Annotated in this window: 24 protein-coding genes, 1 tRNA gene and 1 pseudogene; 13 read left to right on the plus strand and 13 right to left on the minus strand. The window is 55.9% G+C overall.

What is annotated here, in order from left to right:
- The first annotated feature begins 20 nt into the window (after nt 1-20).
- The 5 genes from radC (at nt 21) to M2367_RS08670 (ending at nt 2,898) form a co-directional block, all read left to right on the plus strand.
- On the plus strand, nt 21-524 hold the full coding sequence (radC, locus tag M2367_RS08650; protein ID WP_259236442.1) for a DNA repair protein RadC: 504 nt from the start codon (nt 21-23) through the stop codon (nt 522-524).
- Nucleotides 525-743: 219 nt separating this feature from the next.
- Entirely contained in the window at nt 744-1,250 is a 507-nt protein-coding gene (locus tag M2367_RS08655) for a hypothetical protein (protein WP_259236443.1), read from the plus strand.
- A 45-nt stretch (nt 1,251-1,295) separates the two neighbouring features.
- Entirely contained in the window at nt 1,296-1,934 is a 639-nt protein-coding gene (locus M2367_RS08660) for a hypothetical protein (protein WP_259236444.1), read from the plus strand.
- Nucleotides 1,935-2,015: 81 nt separating this feature from the next.
- Entirely contained in the window at nt 2,016-2,558 is a 543-nt protein-coding gene (locus M2367_RS08665) for a hypothetical protein (protein ID WP_259236445.1), read from the plus strand.
- Between the two features lies 1 nt (nt 2,559).
- Entirely contained in the window at nt 2,560-2,898 is a 339-nt protein-coding gene (locus M2367_RS08670) for a hypothetical protein (RefSeq protein WP_259236446.1), read from the plus strand.
- Between the two features lie 27 nt (nt 2,899-2,925).
- On the opposite strand, the gene M2367_RS08675 is transcribed toward M2367_RS08670, so the two are convergent.
- From M2367_RS08675 to M2367_RS08690, 4 genes are read right to left on the minus strand one after another with little or no spacing between them, the layout of a single operon-like run.
- The gene (locus tag M2367_RS08675; protein WP_259236447.1) at nt 2,926-3,801 is read right to left on the minus strand and encodes a hypothetical protein; all 876 of its coding nucleotides are present in this window, start codon (nt 3,799-3,801) and stop codon (nt 2,926-2,928) included.
- Nucleotides 3,798-6,563 carry a hypothetical protein gene (locus M2367_RS08680; protein WP_259236448.1) on the minus strand — a complete coding sequence of 922 codons (2,766 nt, stop codon included), beginning with the start codon at nt 6,561-6,563 and terminating at the stop codon, nt 3,798-3,800. Before M2367_RS08680 ends, M2367_RS08675 begins: the two co-directional genes overlap by 4 nt.
- On the minus strand, nt 6,560-7,153 hold the full coding sequence (locus M2367_RS08685) for a condensin complex protein MksE (RefSeq protein ID WP_259236449.1): 594 nt from the start codon (nt 7,151-7,153) through the stop codon (nt 6,560-6,562). Before M2367_RS08685 ends, M2367_RS08680 begins: the two co-directional genes overlap by 4 nt.
- Nucleotides 7,150-8,409 carry a hypothetical protein gene (locus M2367_RS08690; RefSeq protein WP_259236450.1) on the minus strand — a complete coding sequence of 420 codons (1,260 nt, stop codon included), beginning with the start codon at nt 8,407-8,409 and terminating at the stop codon, nt 7,150-7,152. Before M2367_RS08690 ends, M2367_RS08685 begins: the two co-directional genes overlap by 4 nt.
- 173 nt (nt 8,410-8,582) lie before the next feature.
- Between M2367_RS08690 and M2367_RS08695 the strand changes: the two genes are divergently transcribed.
- The 7 genes and pseudogenes from M2367_RS08695 to M2367_RS20490 form a co-directional block, all read left to right on the plus strand.
- Entirely contained in the window at nt 8,583-9,500 is a 918-nt protein-coding gene (locus M2367_RS08695; RefSeq protein WP_259236451.1) for a WYL domain-containing protein, read from the plus strand.
- Between the two features lie 374 nt (nt 9,501-9,874).
- Complete coding sequence (locus tag M2367_RS08700) at nt 9,875-10,033, plus strand: hypothetical protein (RefSeq protein ID WP_259236452.1); 159 nt, start codon at nt 9,875-9,877, stop codon at nt 10,031-10,033.
- 2 nt (nt 10,034-10,035) lie between these two features.
- Nucleotides 10,036-10,440 (plus strand): type IV toxin-antitoxin system YeeU family antitoxin, encoded by a 405-nt coding sequence (locus M2367_RS08705; RefSeq protein ID WP_259236453.1) that lies wholly within the window; start codon nt 10,036-10,038, stop codon nt 10,438-10,440.
- A gap of 437 nt (nt 10,441-10,877) precedes the next feature.
- Nucleotides 10,878-12,758, plus strand: a complete 1,881-nt coding sequence (locus M2367_RS08710) for an ATP-dependent endonuclease (RefSeq protein ID WP_259236454.1) — start codon at nt 10,878-10,880, stop codon at nt 12,756-12,758.
- 2 nt (nt 12,759-12,760) lie between these two features.
- A complete protein-coding gene (locus M2367_RS08715) occupies nt 12,761-14,377 on the plus strand; it encodes a DUF2130 domain-containing protein (RefSeq protein ID WP_259236455.1) in 1,617 nt (538 codons plus the stop codon).
- A gap of 68 nt (nt 14,378-14,445) precedes the next feature.
- Nucleotides 14,446-14,616 carry a hypothetical protein gene (locus tag M2367_RS08720; protein WP_259236456.1) on the plus strand — a complete coding sequence of 57 codons (171 nt, stop codon included), beginning with the start codon at nt 14,446-14,448 and terminating at the stop codon, nt 14,614-14,616.
- Nucleotides 14,617-14,661, plus strand: a pseudogene (locus tag M2367_RS20490) (SEC-C metal-binding domain-containing protein); the annotation flags it as partial.
- 199 nt (nt 14,662-14,860) lie between these two features.
- Here M2367_RS20490 and M2367_RS08725 read toward each other — a convergent pair.
- A tRNA-Ser gene (locus tag M2367_RS08725) sits at nt 14,861-14,948 on the minus strand.
- 196 nt (nt 14,949-15,144) lie between these two features.
- Here M2367_RS08725 and M2367_RS08730 point away from each other — a divergent pair.
- Nucleotides 15,145-15,897: a DsbA family protein gene (locus tag M2367_RS08730; protein ID WP_042041457.1), complete on the plus strand. Its 753-nt coding sequence runs from the start codon at nt 15,145-15,147 to the stop codon at nt 15,895-15,897.
- Nucleotides 15,898-15,985: 88 nt separating this feature from the next.
- Here M2367_RS08730 and galE read toward each other — a convergent pair whose 3' ends face one another.
- The 8 genes from galE to M2367_RS08770 form a co-directional block, all read right to left on the minus strand.
- A complete protein-coding gene (gene galE / locus M2367_RS08735) occupies nt 15,986-16,999 on the minus strand; it encodes a UDP-glucose 4-epimerase GalE (RefSeq protein ID WP_259236457.1) in 1,014 nt (337 codons plus the stop codon).
- An 83-nt stretch (nt 17,000-17,082) separates the two neighbouring features.
- A complete protein-coding gene (locus M2367_RS08740) occupies nt 17,083-18,102 on the minus strand; it encodes a hybrid-cluster NAD(P)-dependent oxidoreductase (RefSeq protein ID WP_259236458.1) in 1,020 nt (339 codons plus the stop codon).
- Nucleotides 18,103-18,354: 252 nt separating this feature from the next.
- The gene (hcp, locus tag M2367_RS08745; RefSeq protein WP_259236579.1) at nt 18,355-20,004 is read right to left on the minus strand and encodes a hydroxylamine reductase; all 1,650 of its coding nucleotides are present in this window, start codon (nt 20,002-20,004) and stop codon (nt 18,355-18,357) included.
- Between the two features lie 257 nt (nt 20,005-20,261).
- On the minus strand, nt 20,262-20,729 hold the full coding sequence (locus M2367_RS08750) for a Dps family protein (RefSeq protein WP_259236459.1): 468 nt from the start codon (nt 20,727-20,729) through the stop codon (nt 20,262-20,264).
- A gap of 114 nt (nt 20,730-20,843) precedes the next feature.
- Nucleotides 20,844-21,416: a DUF3833 domain-containing protein gene (locus tag M2367_RS08755; RefSeq protein WP_259236460.1), complete on the minus strand. Its 573-nt coding sequence runs from the start codon at nt 21,414-21,416 to the stop codon at nt 20,844-20,846.
- A gap of 163 nt (nt 21,417-21,579) precedes the next feature.
- Nucleotides 21,580-22,098 (minus strand): chalcone isomerase family protein, encoded by a 519-nt coding sequence (locus tag M2367_RS08760; RefSeq protein WP_042041447.1) that lies wholly within the window; start codon nt 22,096-22,098, stop codon nt 21,580-21,582.
- Nucleotides 22,055-22,273: a TIGR02450 family Trp-rich protein gene (locus M2367_RS08765; protein WP_042041445.1), complete on the minus strand. Its 219-nt coding sequence runs from the start codon at nt 22,271-22,273 to the stop codon at nt 22,055-22,057. Before M2367_RS08765 ends, M2367_RS08760 begins: the two co-directional genes overlap by 44 nt.
- Nucleotides 22,274-22,279: 6 nt before the next feature.
- On the minus strand, nt 22,280-22,801 hold the full coding sequence (locus M2367_RS08770) for a DUF2878 family protein (protein WP_404972864.1): 522 nt from the start codon (nt 22,799-22,801) through the stop codon (nt 22,280-22,282).
- Between the last annotated feature and the right edge of the window lies 1 nt (nt 22,802).

Genomic DNA, 22,802 nt, shown 5'->3' on the forward strand with positions numbered 1-22,802 from the left:
TTCTTTTTCAGGAGACCACCATGCGTTACCACAAACTCAAAGCCGGGGAGTGCCCCGGCACCTATGTCGTCACCGAACCCGTGACCGAGCAAGACCTGCTGCATATTGCCAATCAGATTGCCCGTAAGCGCCTGGCCAAAGGCACCGCCATTACCAGTACCACTGTCGCTGCCGAGCGACTGCAAACCTTGTTACAAGACCGGGAGCACGAGGTGTTTGGTGCACTGTTCCTCGACTCCCGACACCGTGTACTGGCCTTTGAGGAGCTGTTTCGCGGCACCTTGGGCAGCGCCAGCATCTATCCACGGGAAGTGGTCAAGCGGGCCCTTATGCTCAACTGTGGGGCCATCATCGTGGTGCACAATCACCCCAGCGGCGACCCGGAGCCGAGCCACTCAGACCGGGTCTTTACTCAGGCCCTCAGAGAGGCCTTAGCTCTGGTGGATGTGCGGTTGCTCGATCATCTGGTGGTTGGCGTTGAGGGCGTGGTATCGCTGGCTGAACGGGGGATGCTTGTCGGATAGCGCCTAGCAAGAGCACGATACGGGTCTCGGTCTGCGCCTTGTGCTGCGCCGTAGTCCGTACCACGAAAAGCCGTTACCTCTAAACCGAGTTCATTCAACCCAACCCTTCTGTGCCTCAACCCGGATATCAGTCACAACCAGCATGATCCCGATAATCCATCGCGCTCAACAGGGCCACCTCACCAAAGGTGGCCTTTGTCATTTCAAGGAACCACCGACATGTCTGCTTTTATGATTGACCGCAAGGACTACCTTGCCTTTGCCGTACAGTTACACCGTTTCTGCAATGCCCCGATGCCACCCCATTACACCCTGGAACTTCTGCGCACCCTCTGGTGGATGCCGCCAGCAGACACGACCAGTACCTGGGCGTGGCGGGTTGACCGGTTAGCACGGCTGATGATGCTCGCTAATCGCTGGGCGGTCTGGCATCGCTATCAGCGGGGACGCCAGCAAGACAGCAAGGAACCACGTCAGCACCGCTCGACCAAGCTAAGCCAGCTTAAACCAGCCCATCGTTACCACCAGGCGCCACTCACTGATGCCGAACTGGTGGCGCTGTATAAATTCACCTGCTGCGCCCTGTACCAATCGAGCGAATGGACCGGCAGCCCTGAACAGGCCCCCCGGCTAGTGAAGGTGATACAGCAGTTGCAACAAGCTCTCGCCCAAGACGTGCTGACCCGGCTGTCACTGTGGGACCAAGCCCCTTGGGGAGAGATGTGATGGTCAGAACAGTCACTCACACCCTTCTTCATCAGGAGCAATACCATGATCGAATTCAGCGATAGCTTTAGCCAGGCCGCCGTGGCGGAGGCCATATGTGCCCACCCAGCATTCACCAAGCTCATCAGCCAACAGTTGATGCTGCCGAGCTTTGCCTATGCCCACGATGTGGAAGGGAGGCTTATTGGTGGCCCACTGGTCGCCCCTAATCCTGTGCTGCACAAGACCACGCTCTTTGTCAGTCCACGGGATATGCGTGAACACCTGCCACGTGAGATTAACTTCGCCCGCTTCCGCTGCACCTGTAATGCAGTGGGTCAACCGGTCGGCGAGTGGCAACGGGTGATAGTCGGTGCCTACGTTAACCATGGCAGCAACGACGCGCCGGATTGGAGTAGCCAAACGCCCACTGCGCCACCAATGGTTCCAGAGGCCGCTATTACCAGGCTCCGAGCCCATATCGAGGAGTTCATCGCACTGGCGCTGACCCACAAGCTCGATGCGCAGTTGGCCAGTCTGATGCGCTCCGGCGTACTGAACCTGAATAACTGGGACGGGGCAAATCTGGTCCTGCCTCGCACCGTGACCACCGCGCTGCTGGAGGCTGCCGCCGAGCGGGTGATTTGGCACAGCCACCGCCGTCGCTATCAACGAGCCATCAACCGCCTCAAGCAATCGCTATAGACAATCCCCCCACAACTGCACACCACCACCCCATGCAGCCCCTCATACCGAGGGGCTGTTTGCATTTGAAGGAACCACACCATGCACGGCCTGCGTGATTACAAGACCCTGACGCCGAAGCAGATTACAACTGCCATCAGTCAGCTCAACCACAACACTACGCCAAAGATAATGAGCCACCTCGCATTGCGGGCCAGACAGCCGCACCCGCTCGGTAATAGTCGCAGCAGAGCCAAGGCCATCACGCTGCTGCGCCGAGTCAAGAAAGCCCACAAAGCGGGCCGTATCCCGTTTGAACTTACAGTGACCGGCTGCCGCATCGACCGGGGTAGCCATCAAGCAGACCGTTACTACTACGACAGGACGCTACTGGCCCAAGGCTGGCAGCAGTACGACACCGAGGAGGACGCCTGGTATTTCGGTATCTGGATTAACACAGAGAAGCGCGAGACCTTTACCTATGCAGAGGGCGATACCTGCCATGTGATAGCACCGAACGTCGAGGCGTTTTGCTCTGAATTGGCGCGGCTCTATCAGTACCACCCGCATGCCCCAGCATTTATCAGTATCGACCCGGAAGCGGGCGTTGTGGCCCGCCATTTTGAAGCCAAGCCGGAGGTGTGAGATGGCTAAGAACATCACCATCAAGGTGCCTGGCAAACATCCACAAACCGGCGAACTCACCACCTTCGAGCTCAAGGGCCAGCGTATGGATATCGACATCGGCGGGCACACGGTGCCCTTTCTAATTCGCGGGCGGGGAATCGGTACGTCGCTGACTCACATCCCGAGCGGCTATCGCATCGCGTTGCTCGGTGGCTGGCTCACCGCTCGTTACGCAATACCTGAGAATAAGCCCAGCAGAACGGCCTGCGCCCAGATGGCCATCGACCGACTGGTGGCCCAGTACGGCTCGCTGCACCTGCTGGACCGGCTCAATACAGCTCCCGTTATCAATCCATAGCGTCACCCCGCATGATGCTCAACATGGTTATAACAACCATACGGATTCCTGCTCCAAGGCCTTACCTTTCCTTTGCATGAATTGAATAAGTTGCTTTACTGGCATCTCAAAGTCACTGAAGGAGGCATGTCCCTGCATAATTTTGAACTCGCGTTGGGTATCCTGCCAAAGTAACTCACAACCAAATTCAGATAAGAGGTTTTGCCAATTCGGCATCAGCCACATGTGTACGGCACTGCCTAGCCTTGCCCGTATGCGAGCATAGTTGAGCAACCCAACACCATCATAATCAGGAAAAAACCAGATCTCAGGAGCTCGCTGACATTCAGACAACCAGTCGATCACACTGTTGGGCAGCTGCCCACTGTAATAAGCCACGCTGCATGGATCGTTCGAAGGTAACCAATCCAGTCGGTCAAACAACGTTTGGTTTTCTACAAACCACAGGGGATGAGATGTGCACCATGAGTTGCCGGAGTGAATTGCCAATACGGCGGCCCCAAAGTTATCTGTACTTTCGCGCAAATTAAGCTGGTGATTGTGATCATTCTGCCAGCTGACCTGGCCCCCCCCAGCCTTCAACAACAGGTAGGAGATGCTATGGCTATGCTCGGCCCCTTTGCTATTGCGGGTACTGGCAATGTTACGGGCTCTGCTGGGTAAGTTGGCATCGAGATCATCTTGCTCGACTGGCACCAGTTGCCGCCACTGATGTTCCACCACGACTGGCAGAATCACTTCAAAAACGACCCCACTTCCCCTGGACTTCATCACAACGCTGCCAGTTGCTTGGCCAAAACCCTCCAAGGCTCGCCGTTGGCTCGCAGTCAGTTGTGAACTCGGAAGACAATTTCCTGGCGATTGCCGCAGCTTTCTTAGCGCGGCAATAAGAGCTCTACTCATGAGTTCAACCCCCGAGGCAATAAAATCTGCCAGCTTTGCCGATTGATATGATTTTTACCGTCTCTGTGGTGGATGGGAACGCAGTAACGAGCTGTAGCCAGTGGTGCGGGAGAGGCGCAGATCAGCGCAAAACCGAATTGCTCCGCGATATCGATCAGACTCTTCTGATTGCGGGAATCCAAAGCCAATGCTTCGTCCAGATAGCAGACAGTACGGATCTTCTTAGCCTTATGCTGCATCAAATAGAGCATGGCTAGACCAGTTACCAACTTGGCCATCAACACGGTACCGTGAGATGCTGCACTGTCTATATCCTCAAACGATTCTTCTGACATGTCCTGCTTGCCGATGACAAACTCCAGACCAAACAGGTCTTCTACCCTTAGCCCCTGCTGTCTATTACCAACATCGAACAGGTACTTTTTGGCGCGCTCTACATCATCGTTATCCAGAATACTTTGCTGATTGAACAGGTCAAAGCTCTCACCGCTATCCACTTGCGCTGCTGTACTGAGCAACGTATCGATGGCTTTCACTAATTCGATATCGTCTCGTGCTTCGATTTTGAATACCTTGAGGTCAGACAACTGGCGTTGGCTGATCAGCCGATTGAAGTCACGCATTCGTCCTTTGAACGCCTCAAGTCCCTGCTTGAGCTGCTTGAGACTGGCCACCACACTGATCACCGCGCTACGGGCACGTTTTTCTAGCGCTTCTTTCTCTTTTGGCAGAATACGATGAAAATCAAGGATCTTAGCCCACTCGACATCATCACCCTCGCTGAATTGGAACTTGGTCAGTCCACCAGCATGCAACGACTGCAACCCTAGCTGCAGCGTTTTGTGCAACTCCTGCAGCTGTCTACAGTCCACCTGATAATTCTGCAGTCGTTCATCCAAATGATCCAACGTCCATTCAGGTTCCCCTAACCAAGGATGGTGGGGCCGATCTTTCAGGTTGCTAAACATCGGGCCCTGATCCTCACGCCTGCTTCGTTCGGCTTCAATCCGGGTGTGCCTCCAAGCCAACTTATCCTGCTCCTGTGTAAGCGCATTAATCTTATTCTGTAGCTGCTCCCCCCTCTCTACCGATGCATCTAGTTGGGCCTTGAGCAGCTCCAGATCGGCGTTGAGAACCGCTATCTGCGCGGCTCTCTCATCGCTCTGTGCCAGTAATTGCTGCCAGGTATCGAACTCCGCCAACTCTTGTTCCAGTTGCTTTTTATCCTGTTCAAGCTGTTGCTTATACGCTTCTGCTTCATCCCATTTCTCAGCAACCTGTTGCTGCTCCTGTAAACTGGCTATCTCCCTCTCTATGTCGCAGATCCGTTCATCCAGCTCGACTTCACTCATTTGCTGAAACTGGGGGGATAACCCTGCCAGGCTCACCCGCAAACCAGCCAGCTCCAGGGCATCTGCAGGAGACTGCGCCAACTGCTTTTGTAATCGTGACAAATCTAAATCAAACGACTGAGGCCCTAACCCCATGACCCCTGACTGCAATACCCGATTAAGTCGCGATAACTCCGGCTCGGACAATTGGCTGGATAATCGTCGATACAGATTATCTGCTAGTGTTTCCTTCTGCGCCCTCAGACTCTGGCCCCCGGCTTGCCGTTGCTCCATGTCAAGTTTGATAGCCTTCACGCTACGGCTTTTGGCCTGGCCAAGTAGGGTGATTTGCTTTTCCAGTAGCACCTGTAGCGCTGTCAACTGTGTCTCGAGTTGACCTCTGCCAGAGTACAAGGTGAAACGTCGTCCCAGTGCATTTTGCTGTTCATCTTGTCCGGCAAGCACATTACGCTCTTGCTTCTTTGCGTTATCCGCAAGAGTAAGCACCCTATCTCGGCTTTGCTGCTGCCCCTGCTCTTCCTTGAGTTGGCGCACATTGTCCGCCAACTCCTCGAGTCTGCGCTGATAATAGGTCTGCCACTGTTGCAGGCCCTCTTCTATTTTGGGACGCCACGCGACAATCTTGCCCCTGATAGTAAGCCGAGACTCAACCCGTTCAGCCAGTTCCTCAATCCGTTTGGCTTGTTCCAATGCGGCCTGATATTGAGCTCTCTCACTATTAACCTCGCTAAAAGCCTTTTCCCACTCCTGCTTGAAATCAATGGCAGCATCAGTCAAGTCCCGCTTGAATATCTCGAGCAGATATTTTTTGACGTGACCAGAGGTGAGTTTGTCTAGCCGCAAGGTTTGTGTCAGTACCCGACGATAGGCGTCGGCGTCGGACTGGTGCTCGAGATGGAAGAGGGTAAAATCGGGTTCGCTTTCTGAACGCTTCTTTCTACTGCCATAGAGGGCGTCTCGAAATTCGCTGGGGTGTTTGTAGATAGTCACCAACCGTTTGCGACTGGCCAGATGACTCACCAGTTGCGGCTCCGCCACCAGATTTCCATCCTCCAAGCGATAATCGTCCAGTTCTAACTCCCCTTTGTAGGCAAAATACTGGTAATCGTGACTTACCCCCTTACCAACACAGCCCAGTACTACGGTTCCAGTCTGTGGCAGACAAGCTTGTAAAAGGATGTAGGAGCTGTTGTTGGGAAAGTAAAAACGCCTGGATTTCTCGCGATCGTGGGCACCAAAATCCATGGCCCGTTGATCTATGATCAAGAGAAACTGCAGTGCATTGATAAGGCTGGTTTTGCCGGTGTTATTAGGCGCGATGAGGGAGACAGACGCATCGAGTGGAAGCTCAGCTCGCTGATAACCGGCACTGCCCAAGAGCACCAAGTGCTCAAACCCGTACTGGATCATACATATTCCTCCTCATCCTCTGGCTGGTCATCTCCCTCCGACGTTTGCTCCTCGAAAATGCCGTCTTGCATGGACATCAGGGACTCGAAGTGTTCCAGATAGCGATTAACGGCTGGCAGTAGCTGCCAATACCCGTTATGCGCCAGGACGAATCCCAACCTGGTGGCACTCTCTAACAAACCGGTGAATCTATCCAGATCAAGGCCTTCGGCCTTCAACAACTCCTGATGTTGCTCATACGCTTCGGCTATCAACGGCTTGTCGATGCGCCAGTCACCAAAGCGTGATAATGGCTGCCCCACATCTGCTTGGGTGTTGAACAGACACATGAATAGCAAAGCGAACTGGCTGCTCGTCTTGTTAACCGAATTATTCGCCTCATCGGTGTGAAACCAGGCGTAACCTCGCTGTGCGATCCGCAGATCAAATCCCAGCGCGGAAAACAGGGCCTGATAACTATCCTGCTCACGTTCCAGCTCTGCCCAAAGAGCTGGCTCGGCTACGCGATTGAGGTGCTTGCCACTGTTGAACAGACGAAACAGGTCGCTCAAGGCTGTGAGCGATTCCAATTGAGAGACGAAGGCATTCATGATGGTTCTATCCGATGGGGGTGGTATTGGACCTGCACTGCTTGCAGATCGGTTTTGGTACTGTCTCGGTGATGGGTGGCTTTCCAGCTCGGCTCTCTGACTAATTCGTGATAAAGCCGCAGTAAGGTGACATCAGCATGTTCCCCGTAGTGTTGCTGCAGCCAGATCAGCAGGTTTTCCACCGGCATGCTTGATGAAAGGTGCAGCTTGAGCGCGTCTTCATCTACTGCATCCAACGAATATTCATCGAATGTCACCTCGTCCGGAAAAGCGATCAACTGAGGTGTGTAGGCCAGTGCTTCTGCCATCAGTTGCAGGATCTCGTATCCAACAGTCGCCCGCCTGGGACGTTCCTGCCGCCAAACCGGTAAGCCCTCCGATGCTTTACGTGAAGAGAGCCCCCTCATTAAGCCCCGCTTACGTACCTGCCCTAGCAGATAGCTGACCGCAGCCGACAAGCTGTTATGCTCCCTCAGCTCCTCCCGCAGAGGTAATAAGGTACTGGCACATTGCTGTGCCACAATCCGCCCCAATCGCTGCAGCTCCTTGGCTTGATAAGCAACCTGGCGCAGTTGCAATTGGTGAGAATAGAGCCCGCCTTGGATGTTCATGGTTTCGACCGCCTTATCCAGCACCTTTTCTGCTTGCTCCAGATAGGGATAGAAAGTACCTGAGAGCCCGGAGTCCATCATCTCGTTCATCGGCTCAACATACTGGTCATATGCTTCGAGAACCGCCCGATAGCGATACTGGATCGGCTGAGCCGAATCACTGGATTTAGCTTGCTCAGCCAAATCCATGATGGCATGGCGGTCAACATCCAATTGCAGTCCTATTTGGCGAAACAGATCTGAAAGACGAGCAGCCCCTTGACGAATCAGTTCATGATCGAATGGATCCAACCCTTCCGAGGTCTGCATAATCGCCTGCTTAATTCCATCAACCCTGGCTTTGAGCACGGACGAAAGGCCCAGCTCATGTTCACGGGTAAGGCTTCGAACAAACTCCAGCACTACAGGGTTAACTTGCAGTGTTTCTGTGCGATCCAAACATTGCAGCACGTCGCTTTTACACAATGCACGTAACGCTTCTGCCGCCTTATCTGGTTCTCCATCAGGAGCACAGTGAAGCTTACTGATAATGCCAAGAATGGTCTGCTCATCAAAAGCTGGCCATTCCCGGGATAGACGGGCTAACTCCTCTACGATCTCCCAGTGTTTGTGAAGCTGGAGCACTAACCCCTTAGGTGTGGCCATTTCGATTTATCCTGACAGTTCAACAGAAATCATTCTTGTATCAATGAAAACGAGCTGGTACCACATGAGGTGTACATTCTCCTTTGGCACACACTTACAACTGGGTCAGTATATGTAGCCTGGACAGTCATGCCGATACTGGTTACATACACATGTCGCATTTTGGAGCACATATGCCCCCCCAAGAACTCACCTGGGATCAGACCCTGCGTTTTCGCTTGCTGGAAATCGTGTTGCAGTGGGAAGGACGGCTCACCACCAATCATCTGATGACCGTCTTCAGCATCGGCCGTCAGCAAGCCTCGAGGGATATCAACCTCTATCTCAACGACTACGCCCCTGATGGGTTGGTCTATGACAGGAGCCTGAAGGGATACAAACCCACCGACCAGTTTTTGCCACGTTTTAGTGAAGGCAAGGTGGATGAATACCTGATGCTGCTACACCGTGAAAAGCAGCATCAACGCCAACACGAAGCTGGCCTGTTAACCCTACCCCTGATGGATCTGCGTTATGGCCATATCGAGATCCTGGATGTGCCTAACCGCCATATCGACCCCAAGATTGTCCGGGGGTTGGTACAAGCAGCTCGCGGCCAGTTTCGGGTAGATGTCGATTATGTGTCGCTCAGTTCAGAGGAACAGAGTGGCCGTAATATCGTGCCTCACACCCTGGTATATGACGGGATCCGCTGGCACGTGCGGGCCTATTGCGAGAAGAAAGGGGAATATCTGGATTTCGTGATGAGCCGTTTTCGGGGGGAACCGGACCTACTGGATGCCTCCTCTCACGGTCGGGATCAAGATCTGGAGTGGAATACCCAAGTCACTGCGGTGGTCACCCCCAATTCCAGCCTGAGCAAGGGGAAACAGGCCATCATCTCCAGCGACTACGCCATGACGGATGGCCAGTTGTTGATCCACCAGCGTATCCCCCTGATGCACTACGCCCTGGAGCGACTGCAGGTGAGCTATCACGGCGAGCACGAGGGCCAGCCCCTGCTCTATCCACTAGTGCTGGCAAACCGGGACGAGTTGATTGCCAAGGGGTGCATCTTCAAGCTCAAGAGTGCTGATTTGATCAAGGTTTAAGAGATTGGGGAAGCAACTTGAGTTAGCTGCGAGTGATTCTAAAGTGCTGCGAGCGTAATACGGCATGATAGTTGAACGGAACTGATTGTGCAGGAACCGCTCTGTATCCCGTGCGCTGAGTTGACCGTTGAACCGGTAGCGGTCAACAGCAACCCACCCTCACGATATAAAGGGCCAGCCATCTCAGGCTGGCCCTTTATATCGTCGGAGTAATTTCTCATGACCTGTCTTATCACCGGGCTCGAGGTGCATCGCTATGCCCCCGAGCTCAACAAATTACATCTGCGTCATCGGCAGACGCTACCTGCCCCTGCATCACCACCATCAGGCAAGCCAAGGCACGCCTGTTTGGTCGTTGGCAACTAGGGCATCAGGTGACCATCAACGTGAGCCATCCCGACAACATCAATCTCTCACGGCTCTATCGGGGGCGGCAGGCCAGACTGACCGACCTCACAGAGCATCTGACCAGACTGCGCCAGCGCCACAACGTGCCCGGCACCATCATCGACATCTACTTGAGGTATCGCTAATCATGACCACGACAACCACCCACACCAATGCCCAACAACCCGCAACACCAGATCAGCCCACCAGGATTTTTGCGCAGTGGGGCTTGCCCCATACCGTGACGCCGCGCTTTGGTGCCCGTCTTATCCAGGAGTATCATCGCCTGCACTTTCTGTCAGACCGGGCTTCACTGGTAGGCGAATGGGCAGAGGAGGCAATAGACCAGCTGGACGCCGCCTTCCCAGTCATCATTGAGGAATTAGAAGGAAAGCTCTTGAGAGGGGAATTGGATGCCCGCCGCCAGCAGCGCATTACCCTGCAGCAAGGCGGATTCACCTGCGAAGCGGATACCCTCGGCAGCCATGGCTATGTCCACGTGGCGATTTATGCTGTGGCAAGCCCAGGATCTACGCTCTGCGCTACGGCGTGATCTCAGATCCGAGTGTTGTCACATTTCCGCACTTACTCCTCCGTGATAAGTGTGTAGGTGCGAAGGGAAAGGCCAATTCGTGGCCTTTCTTTTGACTTTGAGTCTCCCGTTAGGGGGAGAAACCATAGTCGAATACGCTGTCTGAGGGGGGGGGCGACACTCCTTGCATGTCTCACCTGTCTACATATTACGATCACACTCAAATGAAGCCCTTTATAGCCAATAGGAACGATTACTAATGCCTGACAGCAGTTCAGGCATCGGGTACGAAAACTTGCTACTCCGATGGCTTGATGTGACTCACGCCATGGTCCTGCAAGGCTCATTTGTATAAACTCGATGACTTGTCAGGGCGGGTGGCGATGTTGTCGTTTAGGGTGCCGCAGCGATCTGCAACAGACCAATAACCGGGCTCTCCAAGGGGAATCGTAACTGAAATGAAGATTCAATCCGTTCGTATCAGAAATTTCCGGGCATTAAAAGACGTTACTATTCCTTTTGACTCCGTAACAACCTTCATTGGGCCAAACGGTGCTGGCAAATCTACTGTGCTTCGGGCTCTCGACTGGTTCTTCAACGGCAAGCCAGGTTCGCTGACGGAAAAGGACTGCTCATTTGGGGCGATTAACGAAGACATTGAAGTTCAAGTCACATTCGCTGACCTCACAGTGAAAGACCGTGAGGCACTTGGCAAGTATGCACCAGAAGGAGCTACGACGTTCACCGCATGGAAACGTCGCTCTTCTGATGGCACAGATATGCTCTCCGCCAATGCAAAAGGCTTCCCGGACTTTAACGTTATCAAGGCTGCCAGTGGTGTAGCGGAGAAAAAGGCGTTCTATGCCAATCTCAAAACTAGCCGCCCAGAGCTAGAACTCCCGACAGCCAATACCGGTACGGCCATTGAACAGGCAATGACCATTTGGGAAGCATCGCATACAGATTTGCTCGAAGACGCACTCGAATCGTTGCAAACCAACTTTTTCGGTTTTAACAGCGGCGGTAAAATGAGCGGGCTCTTTGACTTCGTGTTGGTCACAGCCGACCTTAGGGCCAGTGAAGAATCGCTTGATGGTAAGTCGAGTATCATCGGGCGAATTCTTGAACGTTCAGTGGACCGCGCAGCAGCTGATGAGGAGATTGCGAAGATAGTCGAGGAGTCACGAGCACAGCAGCAAAAAGTGTATGAGGAGAAGTTCAAGGGGCAGCTCGAAGCAATAACGTCGCAGCTTAACGAGGTCGTTGCGTCTTATTCGCCGGGGCGATCAGTAACTGTTTCCCCAGCTGAGGTGGAGCTTAAAGCCCCTAAGACTACCTTCGAAGTGGCTGTGCTCGATGGCACAACAGAGACTGCGGTTGACCGACAGGGACATGGCTTTCAGCGGACGATTCTGATCTCAGCGCTCCAGCTTCTGGCACAGTCTGGGACTGCATCAGCAGAAGGGGTCATCTGCTTGGCGATTGAAGAGCCGGAACTCTTTCAGCATCCAATCCAAGCACAGGCGTTTGCAAAAGTGCTTCGCTCACTTGTCGAAGATCCCGACAAGTGCATCCAGGTGACATATGCAACACACAGCCCTTACTTCCTTGAGACCCGTCATTTTGATCAAGTCAGGCGATTGACGCGATCATCAGGAAATACTCCGACTGTGACAATCCACTTTGCCACTGTTGATGATGTGAAGGCTAGACTGCACCAGATAGTGAATGCTGATGTGGTAGAACGTCAGTTAGACGGCGTCGTTTCGGATCAACTGGCCGTAGCGCTCTTTGCTCATCGCGCTTTTCTTGTGGAGGGCACCACCGAGTCATCGATATTCCACGGTATTGGCGACAAGATATCTCTTGGTGCGCTTGAAGCCACTGGCATTTCCATCGTCCCCGTTGGAGGCAAGACGTCGATCCCTCTTGTCCATGCAATCCTGTCCGCGATCGGTATCCCTGTTTATGCGCTCTTCGATGCCGACAGAGGATGTGAGGCACGAGCGAAAGCTAAAGGAAAGCAGCAAAACAAGATCAATGAAGAACTGGCAAAGAATGCCAAAGAGAACCGGACAATACTGAAATACTTCGGTATTGCAGAAGAGGATTTTCCGGGAGCTACCGTTAGTGCCACAGTTGCCATTTTTGAAGACCATCTGGAGTCGTTTCTCATAGCTAACTGGCCTGAGTGGCTAACCGCCTGCAATGAATTAGAGGCAGCCACAGGCGTTAGTCTTGTGAAGAATCAACTCGCATACCGGACTGCAACACTCAAGGCCGAAGGGGCTGTACCAGACATGCTCCAACAAATCCTGGCCAAGACTGAGGGGAAATAATCATGCACGAGATCATCTGCCCACACTGTAGTAAGGCCTTCAAGATAGATGAGGCCGGGTATGCAGACATCCTGAAGCAAGTTCGCGATAGCGACTTCGAGCAGCAGTTGCACGATCGGCTAGAACTGGCCGAACAGGACAAGCGCAACGCTGTGGAACTTGCAGAGGCCAAGGTTACCAGCGAATTGCAGAAGGCCGCCTCAGCAAAAGATTCTGAAATCCAGAAGCTTAAGGCCGATCTCGAAGCTGGCGCGGTTGCGCAGAAACTTGCTGTCAGTGAGGCGCGGAGTGCAGTGGAAAAGGACCGCGATGCTCTGGCGAGTGCGTTGGAGAAGATAACACAAGAGAAGGAGGCTGCCGCTCAACTGGCCGAAGCCAAACTCCTGAACGCACTGCAGAAAGCGGCTGCCACCAAGGATTCTGAAATCCAGGAATTAAAGGCCAGGCTCGATGCTGGTGAGGTTGCACAGAAGCTCGCCGTCAGCGAGGCACTGAGCGCCGTGGAAAAGGATCGCGACGCGCTGGCGAGTGCGTTGGAAAAGGCGAAGCACGAGCAGGACGCGGCTGCTCAACTGGCCGAGGCGAAGCGCCTGAGTGACTTGCAGAATGCAGCCGCCCTCAAGGATGTAGAGATCCAACGCCTGCAAGCCAATCTTGAATCGGGTGAAGTCGCACAAAGGCTCGCGCTTATCGAGGCGGTCAGTGTGGTTGAAAAGGAGCGCGACGAACTGAAGAACGGGCTTGATCGGGCTGCACTTGAAAAACAGCTCGCCGAGACGGCACTCAAGGACAAGTACGAGACACAGCTTAAGGATCGCGACGATGCAATCGATCGTTTGAAGGATCTGAAGGCGAAACTATCGACCAAGATGGTCGGTGAAACCCTTGAACAGCATTGCGAGATCGAGTTTAACCGTCTCCGGGCCACTGCCTTTCCGATGGCCTACTTCGAGAAGGACAACGACGCGCGGACTGGTAGCAAAGGTGACTATATCTTCCGCGATCTGGATGAAGCAGGTACCGAGATTGTTTCAATCATGTTCGAGATGAAGAACGAGAACGATGAAACGGCCACTAAGAAGAAGAATGAAGACTTCCTAAAGGAGCTGGACAAAGATCGCACTGAGAAAGGCTGCGAATATGCGGTACTAGTATCGCTGCTTGAGCCCGACAATGAGCTCTACAACGCCGGGATCGTCGATGTGTTTCACCGCCACCCGAAAATGTATGTCGTCCGTCCACAGTTCTTCATTCCGATCATCACCCTGCTGCGCAATGCAGCGATGAAGTCACTCCAGTATAAATCGGAGCTAGCCCTGGTGAGGGCGCAGAACATCGACATCACCAACTTCGAAACTCAACTCGACGACTTCAAGACCACATTCGGTCGCAACTGGCGTCTTGCTTCAGAGGGATTCGAGGAAGCGGTCAAGCGCATCGATGAGGCCATCAAGGATCTGGAAAAAACGAAAGAGGCGCTTCACAAGTCGGCCAACAACCTGCGGCTCGCGAATAACAAGGCCGAAGATCTCACAGTCAAGCGCCTGACTCGCGGCAACCCAACCATGGCGGCAAAATTTGCCGAACTCAAACATAATGCTGCGTCTGAGGCGGAATAAGCCAACTCTTTTAGCCGCTGCGACAAACTGATGCTGACCACTGGCGATGAGCTGAACCGCTGGAGGCGATGCCTACATCGCTGGAAGCGCTCAGCAATGAGCATCTGCAAGAGCAAGCCATCAAGGCCCGCTTTACTGCTTGTATCCTTAATGCCCACTTTCTGGCGCAACGTAGTGAGCACCCGGCACGTGCTCAACCCGTGGTGGCGCCTATCAAGGTCAATCGCAACGAGCCGTGACCCTGTGGCAGCGGCAAGAAATACAAACAGCGCGGTTTACACTAACCGACAACATAGATAGCAAGTAGAGGGCCAGTGGCCCTCTACTTGCTTTGGGTAACTTGAAGGGAATAGTGGCAATGGCCTGTCCAAGGTAGTGCTATCAAGGAGTAGGACAGCCAACGTCAAATGGCATACTCACTGGCATACCAAAAATCATAGATACAAAAAAGCCCAACCGAATCAATCAGTTGGGCTATATAGATGGCGGAGGAGGTGGGATTTGAACCCACGGATGGTCACCCATCGCCGGTTTTCAAGACCGGTGCATTCAGCCGCTCTGCCACCCCTCCGCAGCAGTGCGACGGATATTACCCATGCTCGGTGCCCTTGTAAATCCCCTGTCAGACTGTTTGCTGTTTTATTGGTCTATTTGGCGCATCTGGTAGACAAAAAGGTCATAATCCATGCTTTTTCAAGCAGATGGCTTGACTTGGGTTATGGCTACACCACTATAGGCAACACTGTAAAAATGCCAGGAAAGATGGAATGAAGACGATCAAGCATGCCCTGTTTTGCGCCCTGGCTGGCGCCTCCCTGCTCGCGGCCCCCGTCCAGGCCAGCGAACTGACCAAGTCCGATGTCGAACAGATAGTGCGTGATTATCTGGTCAAGAATCCGGAAATCCTGGTCGAGATGTCCAACGCCCTGCGTGCCAAGCAGGAGGGACAACAATCCGCGAATGACAAGGCGATGATCCAGTCCCATGCCAAGGAGCTCTATGCCGCCAAGGATCCCGAAACCGGTAATCCCAAAGGCAAGCTGACCGTGATCGAGTTCTTCGATTACAACTGCGGCTACTGCAAACGGGCTCACCCCCTTATCAAGCAGCTGCTGGCCGAAGACAAGGACATTCGCTACATCTACAAGCAGTTCCCCATACTGAGCCCGACCTCCGCCTATGCCGCTCGCGCAGCCCTCGCGGTTGAGCTCAGTCAGCCCGAGAAATATCAGGCCTTCCATGACGCTCTCTATGCCCATCAGGGCCCCCTGGCCAGCGAGGCTCAGGTCAAGCAGATCGCCGAAAGCGCCGGGGTCAACTGGAGCAAGGCCGAGGCCAAGTTCAAGGATGACAGCATAGACAAGGCACTGGGTACCAACCGAGCCCTTGCCGAAGCCATGAACATCTCGGGTACCCCGGGTTTCATCATCGGCGATCAGATCCTCCGTGGTGCGCCCCGCGACATGGCCAGCCTGCAAGACGTGATCAAAGATGTGCGCGCCGGTAAAGCCATCCAGTAACGGGTTAGTCACACTCTCGCTGTCAAACTAAAACGCCCCGACCATTGGTCGGGGCGTTTTGCTACTTGTCTTGCAGATCAGTCGGCGGTCAGCCCTTATACCCCTCGGGGTTGCCGCTCTGCCAGCGCCAGGTATCTGTCATCATCTGTCCCAGCCCACGCATTGCCTGCCAGCCGAGTTCGGCACTGGCTTTATGAGGTTCTGCCCAGCACTCGGCGATGTCGCCGGGGCGACGCGGTTTTATCTGGTAGGGAATGGTGCGACCACTGGCGGCCTCAAATGCGGCGATCATCTCCAGCACCGAATAGCCCTGACCTGTGCCCAGGTTGTAGGTGAACACCCCGGTGTCGCTCTGGATGCGGGCCAGTGCCTTGAGGTGGCCGATGGCGAGATCCACCACATGGATGTAGTCACGCACTCCGGTGCCATCCGGGGTCGGATAGTCGTTGCCAAACACCCCCAGTGCCTTGAGCTTGCCCACCCCGACCTGGCTGATATAGGGCAGCAGGTTGTTGGGGATGCCGTTGGGGTCTTCACCGATGAGGCCGCTCTCGTGGGCGCCGACCGGGTTGAAGTAACGGAGCAGGACGATGGCCCAGCGGGGGTCGGACGTGGAGAGATCCCGCAGTATCTCCTCCACCATCAGCTTGGAGCGACCATAAGGGTTGGTGGCGCTGGTGGGGAAATCTTCTCGCAGGGGCACAGAGGCGGGATCGCCGTAGACGGTGGCCGAGGAGCTGAACACCAGCCGGAACACGCCGGCCCTGGCCATCTCCTCACACAGCACCAGGGTGCCGGTCACGTTGTTCTGGTAATAGGTGAGCGGGATCTGGCCGGACTCCCCTACTGCCTTCAACCCGGCAAAATGGATAACAGCGTCTATCTGGTGCGAGGCAAACAGCCCCTGCAGGCAGGCTCTGTCGAGAATATCCCCCTCGACGAAGGTAACGGCCTTGCCGGTGATCCGCTCAACCCGCCTGAGAGACTCAAGGGAGGAGTTCGACAGATTATCCAGTACCACCAGTTGCTGCCCGGCATTGAGCAGTTCAACCAGGGTGTGAGAGCCGATATATCCGGCGCCGCCCGTGACCAGTATTGTCATTCTTTTATTCCGTGTTCTGGTGAAACTGGCCAGAGTGTACTCGCCCTGACCCGGCGGGAAAAGAGTGAGATACTAATGAGCCCTCAGCAATCCAGGCCAATATCTCCCCGGGCCGTGCAAGAGCAGGCCAGCACCACTCCCTGCTCCAGCTCAGCCGGAGTCAGGGTCGCCACGCTCTGGCGATCTATATCCCCCGTGGTGGTACAACGGCAGCTGCCACAGACCCCGGCCCGACAAGCGGCATTGATACGCTCCCCAGCCTCTTCCAGGGCGGCGAGCAGGGTCTGCCCCGGCAGTATCTTCACCTTCTTGCCGCTCTTGGTGAGGGTCAGCCAGAAATGGTCGTCAACGGCCGCAACCGGCGCCGCACCCGATGTAACAGCAGGCAGGCCGAACGACTCCTGATGCAACTGCGCCGCCGGCAGCCCCAGCTCTGCCAGCATGGTGCTCACCGCCACCATGTAAGGGGCCGGGCCGCACAGATAGACGTGGCGGCCGAGCAAGTCCGGTGCCAGCTCCTTGAGCATGGCGGGGCTGAGCCGGCCCACCCAGGGATGATCCACCGGGGCATCTTCCTGCACTCTCTCCAGTACTAGGGCATGGCGCACGCCTGGATGAGCCTCGGCCAGCGCGGCCAGCTCGGTGGCGAAGATCACATCCGCTGGCGATCGGGCGCTGTGGACAAAGCGGATGTCCGCATCGGGCCGTCTGGCCAGCTCGTCTCGCAGCATGGCCCACATGGGGGTGATACCGGAGCCCGCGCTCAGCAGCAGCGGCCGCTCGCAGGGCAGCGCAGTCAGATTGAAGTCACCGAAGGGGCCGTCGGCCCGGATCTGGTCCCCCACCTGCAGGCTCTGGTGCAGATGGTGGGAGACCCGCCCCACGTCCTTGATGGTGATCTGCCAGCACGCGTCCTGCGGGCTGGAGGAGAGGGTGTAGGCCCGGCACTGGGGCTGGCCGTCTATCTCGGTGTGCAGGGTCACGCACTGACCGGCCAGCACGGGGGGCAAGTGGCCATCAACGGCGGCGAACTGCCAGCTTGTCACGTCGTGGGTGTCGGTGCGGCGGCCAATGCAGCGCAGGGAAAGAGAGGTGGAAGTCATCGCAAGGCTCCTCTTTTTTAAAAGGCATCTCAGTGAAAAAAGGCGAGCCGGGGGCTCGCCAAAGGCTTACAACATGGTGGGCCGCACCCGGATCAGGCCGCCAGTATCTCGGCCAGATCCGCTTCGGCCGTGGTGGTTCCCTTGAGACCGGACTATGTCTCCAGCACCTTGATCAGGCAGCCAGGATCTCGGCCAGATCCGCTTCGGCCGTGGGGGTTCCCTTGAGACCGGACTATGTCTCCAGCACCTTGATCAGGCCGCCAGTATCTCGGCCAGATCTGCTTCGGCCGTGGTGGTTCCCTTGAGACCGAACTGCTCCTCCAGCACCTTGAGCAGGGCCGGGGTGAGGAAGGCCGGGGCGGTCGGGCCGGTGCGAATGTCTTTCACCCCGAGTGCCAGCAGGGTGAGCAGGATGACGATGGCTTTTTGCTCGAACCAGGAGAGCACCAGGGTCAGCGGCAGATCGTTGACGCCGCACTCGAACGCCTCGGAGAGCGCCAGTGCCAGCTGGATGGCGGAGTAGGCATCGTTGCACTGGCCCACGTCCAGCAGACGGGGGATACCGCCGATGTCGCCAAAGTCGAGCTTGTTGAACTTGTACTTGCCGCAGCCCAGGGTGAGCAGCAGGCTGTCTTTGGGGGCGGCCTTGGCAAACTCGGTAAAGTAGGCGCGCTCGGCCTTGTCGCCGTCACAGCCCCCCACCAGGAAGAAGTGGCTGATTTCACCGGCTTTCACCTTGTCGATCACCGCCGGGGCGGCCTGCATCAGGGCGTTGCGGGCAAAGCCTATGGTGATGAAGTGCTCGAGCTCGGTGTGTTTGAAACCGTCCAGCGCCAAAGCTTTCGCCACCACGGCAGAGAAGTCATCCCCTTCCAGGTGCGTCACCCCCGGCCAGCCGACGATGGAGCGGGTGAAGATGCGATCGCTGTAGTCGCCCACCTTGGGATCGATGATGCAGTTGGAGGTCATCACCACGGCGCCGGGGAAGTTTGCGAACTCCTTCTGCTGGTTCTGCCAGGCGGAGCCGTAGTTGCCCACCAGGTGCGGGTACTGCTTGAAGAAGGGGTAGGCCAGCGCCGGCAGCATCTCGCCGTGGGTGTAGACATGGATGCCAGTGCCCATGGTCTGTTCCAGGATGAGCTTGAGATCCATCATGTCGTGGCCTGAGACCAGGATGCACTTGCCCGGGATCGGGGTGACCCTTGCTTGAGTCGGTTCCGGATGACCGAAGGCGCTGGTCTCGCCCAGATCCAGCATCTCCATGACACGGAAGTTGAGCAGGCCGATCTCCATGGCGCACTTGAACAGGGGATCCAGCTCGCTCGGGTCCGTGCTGAGCCAGCTCATGATGCGATGGAACTCGGCCGCCACGGCGCTATCCTGCTGACCCAGCACCCGGGCGTGCTCCATGTAGGCGGCGGCGCCCTTGAGGCCGTAGAGGCAGAGCAGACGCAGCCCCATGATGTCTTCGTGCACCTCGCTCTTGCCGCGATTGACCGCGGTTTGCGGCGCATGGGCCAGCTGGGCGAGCAGCTCGTCACCCGGCTCGAAGCCGGCAGCCTCGGGCAAGCCGGTGACTTGCACCGCCAGCGCGGCCAGACGGTCGGCCAGTTGCTGACGATGAGCCAGCGCCTGGTTGACATAGCCGACGATGCGGGCGGAGTCGAAGTTGACGTTGGTGAGGGTGGCGAAGAAGGCCTTGGGCACGAAGGCATCGATCTCGTTGTCGATGACGCCGTGCTCGCGAGCGGCCAGCGCCCAGGCACTGAGGCCCTGCAGCGCATAGATCAGCACATCCTGCAGATCCGAGGTTTCGGCCGTCTTGCCGCACATGCCTTGTGCATAAGCACAGCCATTGCCTGCCGGGGTACGAATTGTCTGTTCACATTGCACACAAAACATCATGCCTCTCCTAATTGGACATTTCAGTTACTTGTTTTGTGGCGATTCTATGCCCCTCGTGAAAAACTTAATAGGCATTCAATTTGCCAATTAAGTTTTCATTGATGCAGATCAAAAACAAAAAAGCCGCCCAAACAGGGCGGCAAGCGGGTGGATAAAAGGAGAGACAACTCGGGTTTACAACAAAGGTTTACAACAAAGGTTTACAACAAAGGTTTACAACAAAGGTTTACAACAAAACTCGCTTCAACAAAGGATCAGGCCAGATAGGCGCGCAGCATCCAGACCAGTTTTTCCTGCTGCTGCACATAGTCGGAGAGGATGGACGCCGTGCCCTCGTCACCGGCCTCAGCGGCCTGCCCCAGGATGCGGCGCTGGGCCACCAGCAGCTCGCGGAAGCTCTCCAGCAGCGACTCGACACAGGCACGGCCGTCGTGCAGTCCCTTCTGCTCGGGGATGGCGGAGACCTTGAGATAGTCGCTGAAGCTGTGCATGGGCACCCCATCCAGGGTGAGGATGCGCTCGGCCAGGGCATCGACCTTGAGCAGCAGATCGTTGTAGATCTCTTCAAATTTCAGGTGCAGCTCGAAGAACTGGTTGCCACGGATGTTCCAGTGGAAGCCACGCACATTCATGTAGAGGATCTGGTAGCTGGCCAACAGCTGATTCAGCTCGGTTGCCAGGGCTTGAGATTGGGCGGTATCCAGACCAATTGGATTTTTCATCATGCACCTCCAGATTTGAAAACAGGAGTAGCTTATCGCCAGGCAGACTCAAAAGGTAATCGTTGTTAACTAAGCCGCTGATAGGAATTGGCTATCAGTGCGCTCTCCCGAGGATCATGATGAGGCTCGGGAGGGCGCAGTGGTCTCCTGCCGCTCGATATAGAGGATCACCTCGCCGAGGTGAATGCCAAACTTGCTGATCTCGGCCCGGTTGATGAGGCGATCCTCATCGAGCAGATACATCCAGTCATCGAAACTGACCCGCACCACCTGGTCATCCGGCAGCACCAGATCGAGTTGATAGCGCCAGTTGAGGGCAAAGCCTGCGGTTTTGCCCACCGCCTCCCCCACCACATCGCTCGCGGTGCCGTGCCAGTGACCGTCGGTTCCCCTGACGAGGTGCCAGGTACGGATCTGTCGCCGACCGTCATCGAAATAGAACTGCTCGAACAGCTCCCCCTTGCCATCCTGCCAATGCCCCTGCATCTCGACCCGGAAGCGACTGGTCACCTCGCCGCTACGGTCGGTCACCAGGCCATGAGCCACCAGCTTGCCGTTGAAGAAGCGGGCAAGATCCCAGTCTGGTCCCTGGCCGCGATAGGTATCGAGGCTCACCCCACAGCCGCCGAGGCAGGCCAGAAGCAGCAAGAGAATGATGCCGCGCCCGCGGCCATGATATCCAGTCATAACGGACTCCTGATGGTGGGACTGCAACCCCCTGGCACTGTGTGGCTCTTGTCTGGAGCCTCCATCACAGGGATCGGGTCAAGCCCGGTGTCAGTGATGCTGACCCGGGCTATGCCTCACAGATGAGATACGAGGATGCAGCGACGCAGGATCGCTACCCGCATCAGGGTTGACCACGCAGGCGGCGAGTCAGGGCCGGATCCCGACTGTTGTCGGCGAGCCAGATGGCGAGAAAAGCGTCAGGAAAGCCAGGTTCTGTGATGGGGCCCAGGGGGGCGTCCCGCAGCCAGAGTTCACCCAGCCCCTGCTCGTTGACATAGAAGGTGAGCCTGTCACCCTTGTTGACGTCGGGCAGCAGGCTCGACAGCGCCCCCAGCCAGCGACCCTGCTGCTGCGCATCCCCAAGACCCAGCCGCTGCCACTCCTGGCCGGTAGCATCCAGAATATCCTGCCTGTCTATGTCCCGGGCATAGGTGAGGGAGAGCGCCTGAGGGTAGCGGCGCGCCACATAGCGGCCATCCTGGCTGTAGAGGGTTGCGTCATAGAGCTTGAACCAGAGCCAGTGCATCTCCCCCTGCCCCACAGTTCGAAGCTGCTGCCAGGGGGCCGCCCAGCTCACAGCGCTCCAACAGAGCAGGCTAATGCCAGCCCATGTGCCAACGCGCAGGATCTTCCAGTTCATGCCAATCTAGCTCCTGTTCTTGCAAGGTATTGATGTCTTGCAAAATGACCCTGTTGAGCTGGCCCTGGCCGTCCCGCTGGCAAGAGATCACCAGAAAGAAGCGCTCGGCCTGTTCGAACTGAGTCTCCTTGGTCCATTTTGAAAAAAGCAGTGTCTCGGTCGAAAAGGTGTTCATCTTGACTCACCTCCAAAGCATGACCCTTAGCCTCACCAGGAGGGGCAACAAAAAGCTCCATATGAGCAGTAAAATGATGCCACCTGACCAGATGCCCCCATCCCCGATGCCCCATCCTCCTATTTCAGATCCTAAGTGTACTGCGTCAAGTTTGGCACCGATAAGATAAGAGCCGGCGCCACCCAGCCCCCCTAGCACGGCCTGTTGCCAGCGGGGCAGATTGGCCAGCCAATCCAGACCATGGGCCAGGGTGAGGGCAAACCCGAGCCAGAGCAGGGCGAGCCAGGACGGAAAGCCGTCATCGAATTCAAAGAGCCCAAGCACCATCAATCCATAGTCCAGGGCACAGCCGAGCAATGCCAGAGGCAACAACCGCAGATCCCGCCAGGGGGTTGGCGAATAGAGCAGGTGTAGTGCCAGCAAGAGCCCCAGCGGCCAGATCAGCTGCTCACTGACCGCCAGCCACCAATAGAGGTTGAACCCCAGCAGCTGACCCCAGCGCCAGATGGGCGCCCCCGTGCGGGACAAG

Source organism: Aeromonas sp. BIGb0445 (assembly GCF_024809075.1).
Taxonomy (GTDB): domain Bacteria; phylum Pseudomonadota; class Gammaproteobacteria; order Enterobacterales; family Aeromonadaceae; genus Aeromonas; species Aeromonas rivuli.

Excerpts from the sequence above, each read along its gene's own strand:
- radC (WP_259236442.1), top strand. The coding sequence starts at position 21 with ATGCGTTACCACAAACTCAAAGCCGGGGAGTGCCCCGGCACCTATGTC.
- galE (WP_259236457.1), bottom strand. The coding sequence starts at position 16,999 with ATGACAATACTGGTCACGGGCGGCGCCGGATATATCGGCTCTCACACC.
- M2367_RS08740 (WP_259236458.1), bottom strand. The coding sequence starts at position 18,102 with ATGACTTCCACCTCTCTTTCCCTGCGCTGCATTGGCCGCCGCACCGAC.
- M2367_RS08685 (WP_259236449.1), bottom strand. The coding sequence starts at position 7,153 with ATGAATGCCTTCGTCTCTCAATTGGAATCGCTCACAGCCTTGAGCGAC.
- M2367_RS08760 (WP_042041447.1), bottom strand. The coding sequence starts at position 22,098 with ATGAACTGGAAGATCCTGCGCGTTGGCACATGGGCTGGCATTAGCCTG.
- M2367_RS08675 (WP_259236447.1), bottom strand. The coding sequence starts at position 3,801 with ATGAGTAGAGCTCTTATTGCCGCGCTAAGAAAGCTGCGGCAATCGCCA.
- M2367_RS08665 (WP_259236445.1), top strand. The coding sequence starts at position 2,016 with ATGCACGGCCTGCGTGATTACAAGACCCTGACGCCGAAGCAGATTACA.
- M2367_RS08695 (WP_259236451.1), top strand. The coding sequence starts at position 8,583 with ATGCCCCCCCAAGAACTCACCTGGGATCAGACCCTGCGTTTTCGCTTG.
- M2367_RS08720 (WP_259236456.1), top strand. The coding sequence starts at position 14,446 with ATGCCTACATCGCTGGAAGCGCTCAGCAATGAGCATCTGCAAGAGCAA.
- M2367_RS08705 (WP_259236453.1), top strand. The coding sequence starts at position 10,036 with ATGACCACGACAACCACCCACACCAATGCCCAACAACCCGCAACACCA.
- M2367_RS08680 (WP_259236448.1), bottom strand. The coding sequence starts at position 6,563 with ATGATCCAGTACGGGTTTGAGCACTTGGTGCTCTTGGGCAGTGCCGGT.
- M2367_RS08655 (WP_259236443.1), top strand. The coding sequence starts at position 744 with ATGTCTGCTTTTATGATTGACCGCAAGGACTACCTTGCCTTTGCCGTA.
- M2367_RS08755 (WP_259236460.1), bottom strand. The coding sequence starts at position 21,416 with ATGACTGGATATCATGGCCGCGGGCGCGGCATCATTCTCTTGCTGCTT.
- M2367_RS08730 (WP_042041457.1), top strand. The coding sequence starts at position 15,145 with ATGAAGACGATCAAGCATGCCCTGTTTTGCGCCCTGGCTGGCGCCTCC.
- M2367_RS08765 (WP_042041445.1), bottom strand. The coding sequence starts at position 22,273 with ATGAACACCTTTTCGACCGAGACACTGCTTTTTTCAAAATGGACCAAG.
- M2367_RS08660 (WP_259236444.1), top strand. The coding sequence starts at position 1,296 with ATGATCGAATTCAGCGATAGCTTTAGCCAGGCCGCCGTGGCGGAGGCC.
- M2367_RS08670 (WP_259236446.1), top strand. The coding sequence starts at position 2,560 with ATGGCTAAGAACATCACCATCAAGGTGCCTGGCAAACATCCACAAACC.
- hcp (WP_259236579.1), bottom strand. The coding sequence starts at position 20,004 with ATGTTTTGTGTGCAATGTGAACAGACAATTCGTACCCCGGCAGGCAAT.
- M2367_RS08750 (WP_259236459.1), bottom strand. The coding sequence starts at position 20,729 with ATGAAAAATCCAATTGGTCTGGATACCGCCCAATCTCAAGCCCTGGCA.
- M2367_RS08690 (WP_259236450.1), bottom strand. The coding sequence starts at position 8,409 with ATGGCCACACCTAAGGGGTTAGTGCTCCAGCTTCACAAACACTGGGAG.
- M2367_RS08715 (WP_259236455.1), top strand. The coding sequence starts at position 12,761 with ATGCACGAGATCATCTGCCCACACTGTAGTAAGGCCTTCAAGATAGAT.
- M2367_RS08710 (WP_259236454.1), top strand. The coding sequence starts at position 10,878 with ATGAAGATTCAATCCGTTCGTATCAGAAATTTCCGGGCATTAAAAGAC.